Source organism: Pseudoalteromonas sp. SG44-5 (assembly GCF_014164175.1).
GTDB lineage: Bacteria > Pseudomonadota > Gammaproteobacteria > Enterobacterales > Alteromonadaceae > Pseudoalteromonas > Pseudoalteromonas nigrifaciens.
In genome coordinates, this window is the sequence record NZ_JACJES010000033.1 from 1 (window position 1) to 17896 (window position 17896).

Here is a 17896-nt window from a genome sequence, read left to right on the forward strand (position 1 = left end):
AGCCATGATAAAACTCCTGATTACTTTCGTAATGTTGCTATTTTAATTTAACCAAAAGCTATCACAATTGTATGCTCAAGCTCTGTACTAATTAAGTTAACGGCAGGATAAGTAATTTCTTTAGGATTAATTTTAAGTGATTTTATTAAAGCATCTGTATTGAATGAAAACGCACCTTTAATAAATGCGTTTATATAGCTAGTTATTAGTTAAACCAATTATTAACCGCCTAATAAGCTAATTGCGGCTTGTGGTATTTGGTTTGCTTGAGAGAGTATTGACGTACCGGCTTGCTGTAGTATTTGATTTTTAGTCATTTGCGCCGTTTCAATGGCAAAGTCAGTATCTTGTATACGACTACGTGATGCAGATACGTTTTCAGCTATATTAGCAAGGTTACTAATTGTATGAGAAAAACGGTTTTGTACTGCACCCAGACTCGCACGACTCCCATTTATTTCACCCAATGCATTATCAATAATTGCTAAGGCATTACTTGAGCCAACAGCTGAACTTATATCAATATCTTTTGCAAGAGTGTTTACTATATTACCCGGAGTAGCATCTATAGACGTTGCTGTACCACCAATCGTATGGGCCGTACCATCACCAATAGCAGCTACTGATGTTAATGTTTCTCCAGCCAAGGCACTACCACCTAAATTTACGCCAGTAGTGCCATTTACTGATGCTGTAACACCAATACCATTTAATGATGCGTTTAACGCTGATGAAAAAGAACCTAAATCAGTCACGTTACTTAAATCAACAACAATAGCAGATGATGCACCATCGGTATCAGTGTGTGTGAATGTTACAGACCCTTTTTCTCCAGTAGTAGCATCCCTAGCAATAAGAGCCGTCACATCAGCAGCAAGAAATGTACCGAGTGCAGGAGATCTTGATGTAGAACCTATTGCATCAGCACTTATATCACCTAATGACATAGTAATGGTTTCCGCTGCGTTTGCACCAACCTGAAAGCCTTTACTACCAAACGAGCCGTTCAATAAACTTTGACCACCAAACGATGTGGTTTCTGCAATACGTGTTAACTCTGTTTTTAATGCCGAGACTTCTTTTTGCAGTGCTGCGCGATCATCCGCAGAATTTGAACCATTTGCTGATTGCAAAGCAAGCTCTCGCATACGTTGTAATATGTTAGTCGATTCGCCCATCGCGCCTTCAGCGGTTTGTGCCATAGAAATACCATCGTTAGCATTTCGTTGTGCTACAGCTAAACCATTTATTTGCGATGTTAATCGGTTAGATATTTGTAGGCCAGCGGCATCATCTTTCGCGCTATTAATACGCATACCAGAAGACAGTCGCTCCATTGAAGTGGCTAAACCCTGACCTGATTTTGTTAAGTTTCGTTGTGCGTTTAGTGACGACACATTAGTATTTACTGTTAATGCCATTTTACCATCTCCGAGTGTTGAACAGGATGTGGTTCAAAATGCTTTTGCAGGAACCACTATTAGATGCAGTTAATAAAGCAGGTTTTGTGCCAACTCACTTAACAAATTCAACGCATTGTTTTTAAAGTAAAATATAAATATTAAACTGAATTTTAGAGTAGAAGTGAGTTTTATAATGGAAGGTTAATAAATAGTGACATTTTTTTGCCGCTTGGTTTAGTGGGGATATTCGGGGGCGATTACCGGGGTATAACATGTTTTTACTTTAGTGTATTTGGCTCTCTAAAGCGCAGCGCCCTCTTAGCCTTTTTGTGAGTAAAGCATTTAAATATTATTTTGCACAAAGAGAAAACAATGAGGGTAAATGAGCAGTAACTTAAACAGGTAATTTATATGTTTTTCTTCTCTAAAAGCGCAGCGCCCTCTTAGCCTTTTTGTGAGTAAAGCATTTAAATATTATTTTGCACAAAGAGAAAACAATGAGGGTAAATGAGCAGTAACTTAAACATAATTTATGTGTTTTTTCTTCTCTAAAGCGTAGCGCCCTCATAACCTCTTTGTAAATAAATTTACTAAACCCATTTGCACAAAGAACAGTAAATTTCAGATAGTCGAAAACCAAAAAGCGCGGTATAAAACCGCGCTTCCATCAACAAAAACGCCTAGCTTGGCTTGTTTTTGCCTAAAACCTGCTCTTTCACACCGTGCTTGGCTAATTTCTACCTAAAACCTGATACCTGACACCTAAAACCTGCTCTTTCACACCGTTCTTGGTTAATTTCTACCTAAAACCTGATACCTGACACCTCAAACCTGCTCTTTCACACCGTGCTTGGCTAGTTTTTGCCTAAAACCTGATACCTGACACCTCAAACCTGCTCTTTATCTTTAAATATAATCAAATAACGAGAGTTTGGCTAAGCGGCCGAAAGTAGCTTGCGACGCTTGGAGTGCGGTTTCTTGCTGAGTGAGTTCGCTAATTGCAGCAGCCATATCTACTTCAAGCAGGCTTGAACGATTACTTTGGTTTTGAATGTCTAGCGCAGAGTTAGAGTCGGTTACTCTTTCTAGTACATTCATGCGCCCGCCTAAACTGGCTTGGGTAAACACAACTTGCTCGCTGGCATTTTGCAGCTGCGTTACGCCATCGTTAAGTACTTGCTGAAAGTCATCACCTTCAAGTGTGCCATCGTTAAGGCCGGTAATAAGTGCTTGCAATGTATTAAGTACGTTTTCTTTATGTGGTTTTTCAAGACTAAAATCGAGCTGCTGCCCAGGTGCAGCTCCGGTTAGCTGAATTTTCATTCCGGCAAACTCTATTGGCTCGTCGGTTACATTCCCGCTAACAGGTGGTGTTTGCGCTACTCCATCTCGTAAAATTTCATACTGATCCGGATCGCCTGGGTTAGCACCAGCAGTAACCATTACATTAAAAGTATTTGCTGTGGCTGCAGCAGTAGGGTCGGCGTTATAGCTGGTTTTATGAAACTGATCGAAAACACCTTGTTTATCTACATAAACAGAACCCGTAAGCGTACTTGTATCATCTCCGGCATTAAATGATACATCGAGGCGTGCATTAGTTTTTTCAAAGGTGTCGTAGCCGTTGTCGCTAGATTTAATCGACACACCTTCGGCAATAGTAATTTTATGCTGACCTTGATCGCCTTGGTAATTATATTTTCCGCTAGCGGCATCAAACTGATACGGTTGCGTGCTGTCTTGGTAGCCTGAAAATATGTATTTACCGTCTTCCGAGCGGGTGTTCATTAAATTAGCTAACGTTTTTTGTATTTCGGTTAGCTCCGACGCTAACGACTTTAAGTCGTCTTTACTGTATGCGCCATTACCTGCTTTTAAGGCAATATCTTTAGCCGCTTGAATACTTTCGTTAATACCTTGCAGTACGCTTTCTTCGGTTTTGAGTCGGCCATTGAGCTGGTTAATATTTTTTGTATATTGCTCATTGCTTTGTATTTTATTGGTATACAGCATAGCTTGCGATATGTCGGCAGGCGCTTCTGAGGTAGATAAATACTTTTGCTTAGTATTTACTCGCTCTTGTGCGTTTGCTACGCCATTTTGATTTTGTAATATTTTATTAATGCTGTTTTGATACATTAAGTTATTTGATAAACGCATAATTACCTCGTGGCACTAAGTAAAGTGTCAAAAATAGAACGTGCAGCAGAAAGCACCTGAGCTGAAGCCGCATAAGATTGTTGAAAGCGCAGTAAATTGGCCGCTTCTTCGTCAAGGTTTACCCCAGATAACGACTCGTACCAAGCCTCTGACTGCTGTGCGAGTGCGTCGAATGCTGCGCCGTTTGTTTTAGCTTGGCCTGTTACCACGCCAATGTCGGTTACTAATCCGGCATACGCTTGGTTAAACGTTTTATGGTTATCGGCGGTGGCACTCGTCACTACATTTTGACGCACTAGGCCGCCATTTTGTAAATCAGCTAGCTTTAAACCATTGCGGTTATCATCAAAGCCTCCCTCGTTAAACTCTAACGTAAAGCTATCGCCTGTTGCTGGCGAGCCTTCAATATCAAAATCAAAGCCATAACCGTCATAAGGAGCACCAAGGCCAGCCAAAACATTTTTACCTGGTGGTGCAATAGTAATTGGCACATTGGCACCGTTTCCATCGCTAATTAAGTAATCATTTGTACCCGCTGCTTTAACAATGGTTATATCTCCATTAGCGAGTGCAGGAGGAGTCGTAGTTGTAAAACCACCAGCGGTAACACTACTCACACTGCCAGCAGAAATAGCGCCGCTACCGGTATTATTAACCCCATCGGCGGTGCGTATTGGCGATGCTAACGCTAGGTCTTCACCGCGCCCAGTTGTTAGCGATATATTTGCTGCGGCTTCTGAATTGAGCTTAATTTGAAATTTATCGCCTTCATTACCAGCACCAGCCATAGTTAACTGCAAGCCAAATAAATCAACACCAGGGTTATTTGCCGAGTTAATTTCACCGCCTACAAATGTTGCTGTTGTAGCGGCGCCTAATGGCTCGCCTTTATTATCTACTGGCTGAATACTCACTTCGTTTGGATTTGCGGTATAAGTCACAATAAAATCACTGGCAGGTAAATTACTGCCTTTGCCGGGCTCTACTGTTGCACTAACACCCGCACCGCCGGTATTAGCTTGATAGGCAAACCCTTTTGCCGTAGGTATATTGAATATATCGCCACCCAATTTACCGTTAGCATCCATTCCCAATTGATTTTGCTGATTAAATGCATCAGCCAACGCTAAACCCATTTGGCCTATTTGATTTTGTGCAGGTACTAAAATATCGTCTCTGAAGGCAAGTAAACCACCTATTTTGCCTTTTAATTTACTGGCATCAACTTCAAGCGGCACAGCTTTGCCGCCATTTACATCTAAGCGCAGTTCTTTAAAATTTGGATCGGGGTCGCCGCGCATCGAAAACAAGTTAAACGAGCCGTTTTGCATTACAACCGCTTCACCGCTGCCCATAAAAACGAGCTTTTCACCATTAGGGCCGTCAAGCGTTTCAATGTCGATTAACTCTGATAAATCGCGAATCGCTTTATCGCGCTCGTTATATGTGCCGCTTGCAGCAGATGCGTTGTTAGTACCATTAACACCAGCAATTTGTTGGTTTAACGATCCTATTTTTTGAATTAAGGTGTTGGCTTCATCGGAGAATATTTCGAGCTGCTCATTTACAACATTTTTTTGATCCAGCACTATTCCCGACAACCTATCCATTTGGCTTATTAAGCTGTCGGCGTTAGTCATTACTAACGAACGTGCAACCGTTGACGATGGCTGATTAAGCGCTTCTTGCACGTTATTAAATAGCGAATTAATACCGGTCGATAAGCTATTCGCTTCTTGCGAAAATAACGTATCGACCCGGTTTGCTTCACTTACAAACTGATCAAAAAACGTTTTATTTGAGGTGTCTCGGTTTAATTGTTTTTGTGCAAATTCATTAAGCAATCTGTAAGTATTACCTTTGCCAACTTGATTGCCGATCATGGTGCCATGCTCTGTACGCTCGCGCACATAGCCATCGGTATTTACATTAGTAATATTTTTACTGGTTGTTTGCAACAGATCAGTGTTTGCTCTTATTCCTGAATTAGCAATGTTTAATAAATTAAACGACATGTTACTTTACTCCTTGGCGGATCACGTTTGTTGCAATATTTTTAAGCTCGCTACTGTTAAGTACGCGCTTTATTTTATCCGCATAATTTGGGTCTGTTGCATAACCGGCTTGTTGTAATGAGTCTAAAAACACTGCCGGTTTGGCGGTATTTTGTAATGCTTGTTGATAGCGTGGATTTTGAGTTAAAAAATCAACAAAGTCGTTTACGCTGTCTTTTATTGAGTCGTAAGCCCTAAAACTGGCTTGTTTTTTAACTGCAGCGCCTTGTTCAAACTCTAAGGTTACTTTGTTAGCTTTTTCGCCCTGCCAGCTTTTATCTGACTTAATATTAAATAAGTTATTTGAGCTGTTACCGTCGCTTTTATTAATAATATGCTTACCCCAACCGGTTTCAAGCGCTGCTTGAGCCACCATAACGGCTGGGTTTAAACCAATTTTTTTAGCCGCTGTTTTAGCATGCTCCCATACCGAACTTACAAATTCTTCGGCCGTTTCAAAGTTTGGCTTAGCTACTTCTGGCTTTTCGGTGTTCATAGCGCTTTTATCTACAGGCTCAGTTACGGCTTTTTTACGCTGTTGCTGCGGCAACTCTATGCCAGCACGCTGATCGCTTAAAAGATCGTTACTGGTTCTGAGTACTGAAGCTGGGGTGTAATTTTTTGCCGTAGGAGAAAGTTGCTGCACTATTAAGTCGGCAAGCCCTAATGAGCCATTAGACGAGAGCTCTGATGAAAGTTGCTGATCGTGCATTTCTTCAAAAAACTTTACGCTACTTGAATTTAATGGGCTTTCTTTGTCTTCGAAGGCTTCGCTGGCTTTGCGCATGCTTTTAAGCAGCATTTGCGTAAATATGGCTTCAAATTGTGCCGCTGCTTTTTTGAGAGCCGCTTTTGAGGCATCACTAGACGCGTCGCCACTGTTTAGGGCATCTTTACGCAAAGCGTTTAAGTTACCTAAATCAAAAAAGTTTTGCTTATCGAGATGATTTGTTTCCATCAGCTTTTTGACACAATAATGAATAATGTATAAAGCAATGCAAAAATTGAGCCAGAGGGGAAGGTGTTAAGCAAAATGCCATCGGTTACCAGCTTTTAAAACTGACCACCGATAGCATTACGTTGTTTTAAATTACAACTAGCTGGCCGTTTATTGCGCCAGCTTCTTTTAGGGCTTCTAGTATTGCCATTAAATCGCCAGGCGCGGCGCCTACTTCGTTTATAGCGCGTACTAGGTCATCTAGGCTCACTCCGGGGTTAAATACAAATGCCCGTGAGTCGTCTTGTTTTATATCTATAATACTTTGCTGGGTAACAACGGTATCGCCATCGCTAAAAGCATTAGGCTGCGATACGTTTAGCTGCTCTGCAATCGTTACTGTTAAGCCACCGTGAGTAATAGCAGCTGGTTGCAACTTTACATTTTTACCAATAACAATAGTACCAGTACGCGAATTAACAATAATTTTTGCCGCTGTATCTGCTGGGGTAAATTCTAGGTTTTCGAGCGTTGATAAGTAAGACACGCGCTGCGAGGCGTCTCTTGGGGCAATCACTCTAATAGACGCTGCATCGAGTGCTTGGGCGCTATTTGGGCCAACTAAATCGTTTATGGTTTTTTCTAATCGCTTAGCGGTAGTAAAGTCTGGGCGATTTAAGTTAAAAGTAATATAGTCGTTTTGCATAAATGGGCTTTTAACTGCGCGCTCAACGGTTGCGCCATTTGGAATACGCCCCACTGTTGGCGTGTTTATAACGACTTTACTGCCATCAAGCCCTTCTGCGCCTAAACCACCTACAATTAAACTACCTTGGCCAATAGCGTATACGTTGCCGTCGACCCCCTTTAAAAAGGTTTGCAATAAAGTACCACCACGTAAACTACCTGCACTACCAATAGATGATACGGTAATATCAATAGTTTGCCCGGGCTTTCTAAAAGGCGGTAGCTCTGCATGCACTGCAACCGCAGCCACGTTTTTAATTTTTGGTTTTAAGCTTGCCGGTAGCGTAATTCCAAAGCTGTTTAACATGCCTTTAAAGCTTTGCTCGGTAAATCGGCTTTGCTCGCCCGTACCAGGTAAGCCAACAACTAGGCCATAGCCTACTAATTGGTTTGAGCGTACGCCCTCAACCATAGACACATCTTTAATGCGCTCGGCCATGGCAGGAAGTTGCCAGCCAAGTAACACCATTAAACAAAAAACTTTAAATACATTCATAATGAATGTCCTCTAAAAAGGAAAAAGTGAGCTACTAAAAAAGCGTGTTAGCCAACCGGCACTTTGTGCTTCTTGAGTTTGCCCTTTGCCCGAATATTGAATTCGTGCATTAGCAATTCTATTTGACTGTACGGTATTGTCTGCAGTTACATCTTCTGGCCTTACTAATCCCTCTAAACGAATAAATTCTTCGCCTGAGTTTAACGTTAGCCATTTTTCGCCGCGAATAACTAAGTTACCATTAGGTAAAACACGCATTACGTTTACCGATATATCACCGGCTAAACTATTTGACTGATTTGATTTTGAGTCGCCTTTAAATGACGCGTCGCTGCCAATACCAAATTGAATGCTGTCGCCGCCAATATTTACCGGTAATCCGCCTAAACCAATAACGGGGTCGAGTTTTGCGTCTGACTGTTTATCAGTTTCTGTTTTTGCCGCTTTAGAGGCTTGCGTAGATTCTTGCAATTTAACCGTAATTATATCGCCGGTACGCAGTGCTTTTTTATCAGCGTATAAGTCGTTCGATAAATACGTATTAAACAGTGAGCCATTAGCAATTGCCGGTTCAACATTGGGTTCTGGGTACATGGGTGCGTAGTAAGGGTCGTCTTGTACTACATCACTATTTTGTGTAGACACACAGCCACTTAACAATAAAGTACCCGCTGCAAATAATATAATATTGCGCATAATAACCTCTAAAATATTATAATTGCTGATTGATGTAGCTCATCATTTCATCAACTGCCGAAATTACTTTTGAGTTCATTTCGTAAACACGCTGGGTTTCTATTAGGTTTACCAACTCTTCGGTTACGTTTACGTTTGACGTTTCTAGTGAACCTTGAATAATAGTGCCTAGCCCATCAACCCCAGGGTTACCCTGCACCGGCGCGCCACTTACCGCAGTTTCGGTGTAAAGGTTTTGCCCTATAGGCTCAAGGCCCGACGGATTAATAAAGTCACTAATGGTAATTTGCCCAATAACCACGTTATCGGCCTGCCCTGCAACACGTACAGACACTTCGCCGTCTTGTGATACGGTGATTGATTGCGCGTCATCGGGTACGTTCATTTCTGGTTGAACCACATAACCGGCACCCGAGGTTACAACTCGTCCGTCACCATCGGTAGTAAATTGCCCGTTGCGCGAATAAGCAATATTGCCATCTGGCTGTAGTACTTCAAAAAAGCCTGAACCAGAAATCATCCAATCTAGTGAGTTTTCAGTAGTTAGCATATTACCTTGCGAAAAGTTTTTTTGGTTAGCTACCACTTTGGCACCAGCACCTAGCATTAAACCTGATGGCATTTCGGTATCTTGCGATGAGCGACCGCCTGGTTGATTAATGTTTTGGTATAGTAAATCTTCAAAAACGGCGCGGCTTTTTTTATAACCAACTGTACTGGCGTTGGCTAAGTTATTTGAAATAACCGAAATGTCGGTTTGTTGGGCGTCAAGCCCTGTTTTACTGATCCACAATGCTGGATTCATAATCGTGTCCTCATTTTAAAGTTAAACTATGCGCAACAGCTGATCTTGCGATTGATCTATTTCTTCTGCTGTTTTCATTAGCTTTACTTGTAATTCAAATTGGCGTTGATGGCTGATCATATCGACCATTTCGTGTACCGGATTAACGTTCGACATTTCTAATGCGCCGCTTATCACTTGTACGTTAGCTGAGGTTTCAACCGTTTGATTTGGTTTTGGTCTAAATAAACCATCGTTACCTTTTTCAAGTGTTGAGTTATTTGCCTCAACCACTTTTAAACGATCAACCTCTTCTAAAAAGTTAGCCGGCGCGCCTTGTGGGCGTACTTGTATGGCACCGTCTTTACTAAATTCTATTTTTTCAATCGGGACTGGCAAAATAATAGGGCCGCCTTCGCCAATTACTTGACGACCACCGCTGGTGACTAACATGCCTTCGGCGGTAATGTTAAGCGTACCTACTTTTGTATAAGCTTCGTTGCCGGAGGCGTCTTGTACACTCAGCCAGGCATTATCGCTCATGGCAATGTCGAGCTCGCGACCGGTTTGCTGTATGCCACCCGATGTCATGTTTGAACCTGGGCGCTCTTCCATAGAAAACACCCGCGATGGCAAACCTTCACCAAACGCTTGCATAGATCGAGCTTGGGCAAAGTCGGCTTTAAAACCTGTGGTATTTGCGTTCGCCAAATTATTGGCTTTAAGGGCAAGCCCCATTAAGCTTTGCTTAGCGCCAGACGCGGCAATGTAGACCATTTTATCCATAACATCGACTCACTTAAAAATCTCTGTAAGAACAAATGCAATATATGCGCCATTGTTAAATACAGCAGTAAAACTGCACCGCCAAGCAATGTGGTATACCGCCGGTAGCTGCAGAAATTATAGGGATGAGGTTCTAGGGGCTAGGTTCTAGGTTGATACCTGACGCCTCAAACCTGCTCTTTAAATTTCTACCTAAAACCTGATACCTGATGCCTCAAACCTGCTCTTTAAATTTCTGCCTAAAACCTGATACCTGACGCCTCAAACCTGATCTTATAAACAAAAAAGGCTGCAATTAAGCAGCCTTGAATATTCAAATTAATAAATTGTGCTTTATCTAATTTGTAGAATACTTTGCTGAATTGTTGAGTTAACTTCCAGCGCTCGCGAGTTTGCTTGGAAATTACGCTGTGCGCTAATTAAATCAACTAGTTCGTTAGTTAAGTTTACGTTTGACTGCTCAAGCGCTGATGAGTTGATATTACCTAAGGTGCCAGAACCTGGTTCACCAGCAATAGGCTCGCCTGACGCTATACTCGCTTTCCAACCTGTGCTGCCCACTTGTTGTAAACCTTGCGAGTTTGAAAAACGCACCATAGCCACTTGGCCTAAAAATGTTGAGTCGCCATTACTGTACGAAGCCACAACTTTACCGTCGGCGCCAATATCAATACCCGCTAAACGGCCAACCGTTGCACCGTCTTGCTCAAGTGCTTTTACTTCAAAGCGACTCGCGTATTGAGTAGGTACTTTATTAGCTGTACCGGTCTGATCGCGCCAATTTATAGCTATGTCGGATGGGAAAGTAGCGCCATTACCTAATAAATCCGAAAGACCACCAGCAACATCATCCCCAGACTCTATTCCTATAGGATTAAACGTATTACTTAGATTATCTTCACCATCTGTTTTCAATGGTAAGCCATTAGCACTAAACTGAAGTGTACTAAGAGCTGTATAGGGTAAGTCTTCAGAACCATCTTGTTTAACACCATCTTTACCAAATGATTTACCGTCTAGTGTTGCATGAACTTCCCACTTATTAGCGTCTTCATCAGGATCCGTAGATTCTTCGGCTTCTTTTTTTACAAAAAACAGCTGCAATACATGTGGCTCACCGAGTGAGTCATATACGGTTGTTGAGGTTGATGAATTATAAGTTGCACTTTCTGAAGGGTTAAACGCAATTGTAGGTGCAATTGATCGTGAATCTAAATTAAATGAGCTATACACGCTTGAAGTAGCACGCGGTGATCCTGACGAGTCAGGTATTTGTAAAGCCGATGAAGTGCTTAAACTCACTGATGTAGTATCGCCTGTTGAAGGGTCAACCGGAAAACCTTGTAAAAAGCTGCCATTTGCATCTACCACAAAGTTGTCTTTGTTTAACTTAAATGCGCCGGCACGTGTGTAGGTAAAATCTTGCGCGCCTAGGTCTTGGCTAGTTGCAAAGTAACCTTCACCGGTAATCGCTAAATCTAACGAGTTATTGGTAAACTGTAATGATCCTTGATGAAATTGTTGTGCAACCATAGTCGTTTGCACGCCGTCACCATTTTTTGTTTTACCCGAACTAAATACCGACGATGCATACACGTCAGCAAATTCTGCGCGCGACTCTTTAAAACCCGTAGTATTTACGTTGGCTATATTATTTGCCGTAACGTTTAAATCTTTTTGTGCGGCAGCAAGGCCGGATAATGCAATATTGAAGCTCATAATTGACCTCTAAACTATTTAATTTTTAGCCCGCTGGCTAATGAATCTTTTACGCGATTTCTGCAACATCAGTCAGCCTAACCGCACCTTCTTTAGTGTTAATAATGATGCCATTTGCACCATTAATATTCACACTCTCAATATTTTTAAAGGTAGCAATTGGCAGGCTCGAAAACTCACCATTAGTACTCCCTTCGGCTTTAATTTTATATTCACCAGGGGGTAGGCGCTCACCTGCTTCATTTTTACCATCCCATGCAAAACGCACTGCACCTGCTGGTTGCGAGCCTAAATCTATAGTTCTAACTAACTGCCCAGACTCGTCTTCAATTCTAAGCTTTAAGCTTTCAACTGGCTTTTCGGCAACAACTGAGCCTCGTGCATCACCTGCTTCATTTAAATCTAGCGTGTCGGACTCTAAAAGCGCCTGCTTGCCTACTAATGTAGATGCTTGCAGTGCTGAATTCGATGTCATTGATGCAGCTAAAGCTTCAAAGTTAGAGTTTAAATTTGAAATTCCCTCAGCCATAGTAAAGCTAGTCATTTGCGCAATCATCTGATCGTTATCAGCCGGTTTACTCGGATCTTGAAACGACAGTTGCTGCGTTAGTAATGAGAAAAAATCTTCTTGGGTTAACGCATCACTCTTGTCTTTACTGGCTGCTTGTTTTTCTTGCCACCGTAAAGAGTCTAAATAGGATGAAGATGTACTAATATCGTTACTCATAACCTACCCTCTGTTACCGCTGGCCTAGCAGCAGTGTTTTACTTAACATTTGCTTTGCTGCATCGGCAACTTGCACATTTGTTTGATACGAACGAGAGGCAGAAATCATGTTTGCCATCTCCTCAACAACATTAACGTTGGGTTTATAGATATAGCCATTTTCATCCGCACTTGGATGGTTTGGGTTATATTCGATTTGTAATGGTTTGTTGCTCTCAACAATGCCTAATACTTTAACGCCAACAGCGGAGCCCTGTGGATTACTTGCTGATGCTGAAGCTTTAGTAAGCTCAGCAGCAAATACAGGTTGTCGCGCTCGGTAAGTTTTATCCTGAGAAGAACTAATAGTATTCGCATTAGAAATATTACTTGCGGTGGTGTTTAAACGCACATTTTGTGCGCTCATACCAGAACCAGCAATATCAAAAACATTATATAAACTCATAATTATTATCCTTGGCTACCGAGTGCTTTTTTCAGACCTTTAAATCTGCCGCTTAAAAATTGCAAGCTGGCCTGATACTCCATAGCATTCTGTGCATACAAGTTTCGTTCCACCTGTATATCAACTGAGTTGCCATCACCTGTATCTGGTTGATTTGCATTACGAAACATTTCTGAACCACCAACTTCTTTACTACCACCGGCAATGTGTTTACTGTTGGTTCTAACCATACTATTGCCGCCTTGTTGGTGTGACTTTGCCGTTTTTAGTGCAGAGGCAAAGTCTATATCTTTTGCTTTATAGCCCGGCGTATCAGCATTAGCGATATTGGTAGCGAGCATTTCGGCTCTTTGCGAACGGATCAACATAGCATGCGGGTGCACACCAAGCGCTTTATCAAAACTGATAGCCATAACCATCTCCAAAAAATTGACTTAGCTTGAACAAAGCAAGAAATAAGCCATTTAACTAATTTTTGTTTAAAGTTATTTACTAAACTGATTAAACATAGCTATTTAAAGTGCGGGTTTTAGGGAGATTTTAAGGCAATAAGTAAATTGATATGAGCCAATACAGTTATTATAAAAAATGCCAGCAGTTAAAAACTCTAAAGCACATTTGCACAATGGATGCGAATGGGAGTAAATGAGCAGTGATTTAAACAGATAATTTATCTATTTTTTCTTCTCTAAAGCGCAGCGCCCTCTTAGCCTCTTTGTGAATAAAGCATTAAAATATTATTTTGCACAAAGTGAAAACAATGAGGGTAAATGAGGAGTGATTTAAACACATAATCTAGTGGGTTTACTTCTCTAAAGCGCAGCGCCCTCTTAGCCTCTTTGTGAATAAAGCATTTAAATATTATTTTGCACAAAGAGAAAACAATGAGGGGAAATGAGGAGTAACTTAAACATATAATCTAGTGGTTTTACCTCTCTAAAGCGCAGCACTTCATAGCCTTTTTGTGGATATATTTGCTTAAATATATTGGCACAATGCGCTTTAAATAAGGGGAGGTGCGAAGCTATAACTTATACGCAGTGCTTGGTAATACACAAAGCTTGGCTAATTACTTGCTTATCGCTAAAACGAAAAACGACGCTAAATGCGTCGTTTAAAATAATGCTTAAAATGTGCAAACTGCTCACACTTCACCACACTTGCAGTTATTTCTTTTGATAAATAATACCAGGGTTACATCTAACCATATCAAAATCGTTACTTAAACCACTCATCGATTCCGACGCACCTAAAAGTAAATAACCTTTAGGATTAAGTGCTTGAGAAAATTTAGCAATAATTTTTGCTTTTACTTCTGGTGCAAAGTAAATCAACACATTGCGGCAAAATATAATATCAAACTTGCCTAAAAGCGCGTATGAGTCGAGTAAATTAAGGTGTCTAAAGTTAACCTGCTTTTTTATTGGATCAATAACCTGAGCCATACCATTGCCGCTGTCTTTAAAAAACTTTTTGCGGCGTTCGGCCGAGAGCCCTCTTGCTAGTGCTAACGCGTCATACTCGGCGTGTTTACACATATCCAGCATAGTATTTGATATATCGGTAGCCACTATTTGCGCTCCCATGCGTAAAACCCCAGGAGAACTTGTCTGAAACTCAGCAACCGACATAGCAATTGAATATGGTTCTTGACCAGAAGAGCTTGCCGCAGACCATATTTTTAATGGTCTGTTAAGCCCTTTAAATTCTGGAAACAGTTTAGTTTTTAATAACTCAAACGGATATTGATCTCTAAACCATAGGGTTTCATTGGTGGTCATTGCATCAACCACTGCAGCGCGTAATTGGCGCTCATGCAAACCCAACGTTTTATTTACTAGCTGTGACAAAGACTCAACATTAAATCGCTTCATTAACGGCGCTAAACGGCTTTTAACCAAGTATTGTTTGTTTTCGCCTAATACAATACCGCACTGTTGTTCTAAAAATAAGCGAAATTGATCGTATTCACTTTGCTGTAAATCTTTACTATTCAAATCAATAACACCTATATTTATTAATCACAATGAACCCATTTTCTTACTGCTGTTGCGAGTTCGTCGGGATTAAATTTTGCAATAAAGTCATCTGCACCTACTTTTTCAACCATGGCCTGATTAAACACGCCACTTAACGAGGTATGTAAAATAACATGTAATGGTGCCAATTTAGGATCGGCTTTTATTTCGGCGGTTAATGTATAGCCATCCATTTCAGGCATTTCTACATCCGAAATAAGTAACCCTACACGTTCTGTAATATCGTTTACGCAGTCATGTTCGGCTATTTCTTTTAATCGCTTAAGTGCTTCTTTACCATTTTTGGCAAGCTCAGTTTGAACGCCAAGTGGCTCTAATGCTCGCTTAACTTGGTTTCGTGCTACTGCTGAGTCATCGGCAATAAAAACAATTCGCTCGCCTAAATCTTTTTTAATGTCACCTTGTGTAGCCGCAACATCGGCACTTACTTCGGTATTAACTGGGCAAATTTCGTTTAATATTTTTTCTACATCTAAAATTTCAACTAATTCGTTTTCTATTTCAGTTACAGCAGTTAAGTAAGAATACCGGCCTGCACCTGGCGGTGGCGGCATTATTTTTTCCCAGTTCATATTTACAATACGCTCTACACCGCCAACTAAAAAGCCTTGAACGGTACGATTATATTCAGCAATAATTATAAAACTGTCTTTAATATTTTCAATTGGACGCCCACCCACAGCCATAGAAAGGTCGATAACCGAAATAGTTTGGCCGCGAATATGGGCAACACCACGAATGTAAGCATTTGATTTTGGCATATTGGTAAGAGGAGGACATTGCAGTACTTCTCTCACTTTAAACACATTAATCCCAAAACGCTGACGCCCTCTGAGTTTAAATAGTAGTAGCTCTAAGCGGTTTTGCCCCACCAACTGGGTTCGTTGGTTCACTGAGTCTAAAATACCTGCCATTCAAATCTCCTAAAAAACAAACTATACGGAACGATAATTGCTTTGAATCTATAAAGTCACATAATACAACGGGAGCGTCTACTTTTTGACGCTAAATATTTATACCCTGTTTTAACCTATAAGCATAGCCGAAACATTATGAGTTTGTTAAAAAAAATCAGAAGATACAGTGTTTTTTATGTTCTTACTAGCCTCTGTTTAACTTTGCCTTTAGAGGCTAAAGTATTTAGCAAAGACATATTACAACAAATGGCTATAACTCATGTTGCTGCGCAAATTAACAACCTTGATGAAAGTAAAATACAGCTTAGTGCGTTACCGCTCGACCCCCGCACTCCCGATCGCAGTTGCGAATCAGAGCCTGAGTTATTACTCCCCAGCGATCCGCCTTTTAATCGCCAAGTAACATTACAAATAAAATGTAACGACACTAACAACTGGGCCCAGTATGTACACGTAAGAGTAACCGAAACGGCTCCTGTTGTAGTTGCTAATGTGAATTTAGCTCGCGGCGAAGTAATAACTGCGGCGCATTTAAGTATTGAAATGCGCTCAACTCACTTTATCAGAGTACAATATTTAGATAACCCAGCATTATTAATAGGCAGCCGAAGTAAACGAAATATACGCAGCGGAATGCCACTTTTACTTAGCCAAATATGCATGGTGTGCAAAGGCGATGCTGTAAATATTAATGCTAATATTAAGGGCTTAAAAGTTAAAACAACCGGTATTGCACTTGAGGATGGTAGCCTTGGCGAGCAAGTTAAAGTAAAAAACAAAAAAACCGGTAAAGTTTTAAATGCACGCGTAGATGGTGTAGAGTCTGTACAAGTTAATATATAATTTAAATTTATACTAAAGTATCTTATGTATATGCCGATAACTTGGCATTAGTTGGGTAATATACAGGTTTATTATTATGGTCGGTCAAGTTAATAAAGGTAATCAACAAGCAAATGTGTTAACTAACACTAAGCAGCAAAAAGTTGATATACAAAGAGATAATGCAAATACGCAAGCTGCACAGTCTTCGGCGCCTAAAGCTGCCAGCGACTCTGTAAGCTTAACCCCGCAAGCTAAACAGCTAAAAACCCTGCAAGATAAAGCGCAGCAGTCTCCTGGTTTTGATACCGATAAAGTGGCAGAGCTTAAAAAAGCAATCACTGAGGGTAAATACCAAATAGACAGCGAAAAACTTGCAAAAAACCTAGCTGAATTTGAGTTTAACGTTTATGGCTGATCACAATAGTTTAATTACCATTAAACTAAATGAGCAACACAATTGCTTAGAATCACTTAATATTTTATTAAATGACGAGCTAACATCTATTGCCTCGCGCCGTGGTGAAGGTTTAAAAGAAATTGCCCAACAAAAAATGTCTTTTTTAACCACGCTAAGCAACCTCGATAAAGAGCTCAACAAGTTGATTGCCAATAACGATGAGCAAACAACCGAGATCACCGATTTAATTAAACTAATACGCAGCAAGCTTGAGCAATGCCAAAAGCAAAATGAAGTAAATGCCCACGCAGCGCATCAAGCACAATTAAGCGTTAAACAATTAAAAGATATTTTAATTGGTGCCCCCTCTTCTATGACCTACGACCAAGCTGGTAGTGTAATAAACACCGATAATAACTTGGTACGTAATTTAAAAGCTTAATTAAAATAACGTCCTACATAATAAAAAAGCCTTAACTGATTATCAGCTAAGGCTTTTTTGTTTTTAGAGTTACTAACGTTTTTAGGGGGACTAGGGTCTGTTGATCTTTCAAGGTTAAATTTGCAGCAGTGTGTTTGGTATTAAGGCAAGGCAGAGCCTATGTGGTGTGGTTATTCCCCATAAATAGGCGATAACGCAGCATCAATGCCAAACATGCGCTGCCCGAAGGGTTCTGCCTAGGGGCGATTGACTCTTTGTTGCTCGGTTTTTACTTAGCCCACTAGGTTACAAACCTCGCGCCGTGATTAAATCGCCCCTAGTT

Annotated in this window: 17 protein-coding genes; 3 read left to right on the plus strand and 14 right to left on the minus strand. The window is 40.8% G+C overall.

Features of this window, described 5'->3' with window-relative positions; all coding sequences use genetic code 11:
* Positions 1–221: 221 nt before the first annotated feature.
* From H5079_RS17260 to H5079_RS17325, 14 genes are all read right to left on the minus strand, one after another.
* Complete coding sequence (locus H5079_RS17260) at positions 222–1421, minus strand: flagellin (protein ID WP_182684551.1); 1200 nt, start codon at positions 1419–1421, stop codon at positions 222–224.
* Positions 1422–2309: 888 nt separating this feature from the next.
* Positions 2310–3563, minus strand: a complete 1254-nt coding sequence (gene flgL / locus H5079_RS17265) for a flagellar hook-associated protein FlgL (protein ID WP_182684552.1) — start codon at positions 3561–3563, stop codon at positions 2310–2312.
* Between the two features lie 2 nt (positions 3564–3565).
* Positions 3566–5578, minus strand: coding sequence for a flagellar hook-associated protein FlgK (gene flgK, locus H5079_RS17270; RefSeq protein ID WP_182684553.1), 2013 nt, complete (start codon positions 5576–5578; stop codon positions 3566–3568).
* A gap of 1 nt (position 5579) precedes the next feature.
* Positions 5580–6575, minus strand: a complete 996-nt coding sequence (gene flgJ / locus H5079_RS17275; protein WP_182684554.1) for a flagellar assembly peptidoglycan hydrolase FlgJ — start codon at positions 6573–6575, stop codon at positions 5580–5582.
* 127 nt (positions 6576–6702) lie between these two features.
* A complete protein-coding gene (locus tag H5079_RS17280; RefSeq protein ID WP_011327470.1) occupies positions 6703–7797 on the minus strand; it encodes a flagellar basal body P-ring protein FlgI in 1095 nt (364 codons plus the stop codon).
* A 12-nt stretch (positions 7798–7809) separates the two neighbouring features.
* Positions 7810–8493, minus strand: coding sequence for a flagellar basal body L-ring protein FlgH (flgH, locus tag H5079_RS17285; protein ID WP_182684555.1), 684 nt, complete (start codon positions 8491–8493; stop codon positions 7810–7812).
* A 16-nt stretch (positions 8494–8509) separates the two neighbouring features.
* A complete protein-coding gene (gene flgG, locus H5079_RS17290) occupies positions 8510–9298 on the minus strand; it encodes a flagellar basal-body rod protein FlgG (RefSeq protein WP_011327468.1) in 789 nt (262 codons plus the stop codon).
* A gap of 21 nt (positions 9299–9319) precedes the next feature.
* On the minus strand, positions 9320–10063 hold the full coding sequence (locus H5079_RS17295) for a flagellar basal body rod protein FlgF (RefSeq protein ID WP_011327467.1): 744 nt from the start codon (positions 10061–10063) through the stop codon (positions 9320–9322).
* A gap of 333 nt (positions 10064–10396) precedes the next feature.
* Entirely contained in the window at positions 10397–11782 is a 1386-nt protein-coding gene (gene flgE / locus H5079_RS17300; RefSeq protein WP_182684556.1) for a flagellar hook protein FlgE, read from the minus strand.
* Positions 11783–11831: 49 nt separating this feature from the next.
* Positions 11832–12509 carry a flagellar hook assembly protein FlgD gene (locus H5079_RS17305; RefSeq protein ID WP_011327465.1) on the minus strand — a complete coding sequence of 226 codons (678 nt, stop codon included), beginning with the start codon at positions 12507–12509 and terminating at the stop codon, positions 11832–11834.
* Between the two features lie 13 nt (positions 12510–12522).
* Positions 12523–12954, minus strand: a complete 432-nt coding sequence (gene flgC, locus H5079_RS17310; RefSeq protein ID WP_011327464.1) for a flagellar basal body rod protein FlgC — start codon at positions 12952–12954, stop codon at positions 12523–12525.
* Between the two features lie 5 nt (positions 12955–12959).
* A complete protein-coding gene (gene flgB / locus H5079_RS17315) occupies positions 12960–13367 on the minus strand; it encodes a flagellar basal body rod protein FlgB (protein WP_041454356.1) in 408 nt (135 codons plus the stop codon).
* Between the two features lie 753 nt (positions 13368–14120).
* Positions 14121–14951, minus strand: a complete 831-nt coding sequence (locus H5079_RS17320; RefSeq protein WP_011327461.1) for a protein-glutamate O-methyltransferase CheR — start codon at positions 14949–14951, stop codon at positions 14121–14123.
* A gap of 20 nt (positions 14952–14971) precedes the next feature.
* Positions 14972–15907 carry a chemotaxis protein CheV gene (locus H5079_RS17325; RefSeq protein ID WP_011327460.1) on the minus strand — a complete coding sequence of 312 codons (936 nt, stop codon included), beginning with the start codon at positions 15905–15907 and terminating at the stop codon, positions 14972–14974.
* A 138-nt stretch (positions 15908–16045) separates the two neighbouring features.
* Between H5079_RS17325 and flgA the strand changes: the two genes are divergently transcribed.
* The 3 genes from flgA to flgN all read left to right on the plus strand — a co-directional run bounded on the left by flgA (position 16046) and on the right by flgN (position 17574).
* On the plus strand, positions 16046–16753 hold the full coding sequence (gene flgA, locus H5079_RS17330; RefSeq protein WP_182684557.1) for a flagellar basal body P-ring formation chaperone FlgA: 708 nt from the start codon (positions 16046–16048) through the stop codon (positions 16751–16753).
* Between the two features lie 76 nt (positions 16754–16829).
* On the plus strand, positions 16830–17150 hold the full coding sequence (gene flgM, locus H5079_RS17335; protein WP_011327458.1) for a flagellar biosynthesis anti-sigma factor FlgM: 321 nt from the start codon (positions 16830–16832) through the stop codon (positions 17148–17150).
* Entirely contained in the window at positions 17143–17574 is a 432-nt protein-coding gene (flgN, locus tag H5079_RS17340; protein ID WP_011327457.1) for a flagellar export chaperone FlgN, read from the plus strand. The genes flgM and flgN overlap by 8 nt, the downstream gene beginning before the upstream one ends.
* The last annotated feature ends 322 nt before the right edge of the window (positions 17575–17896 follow it).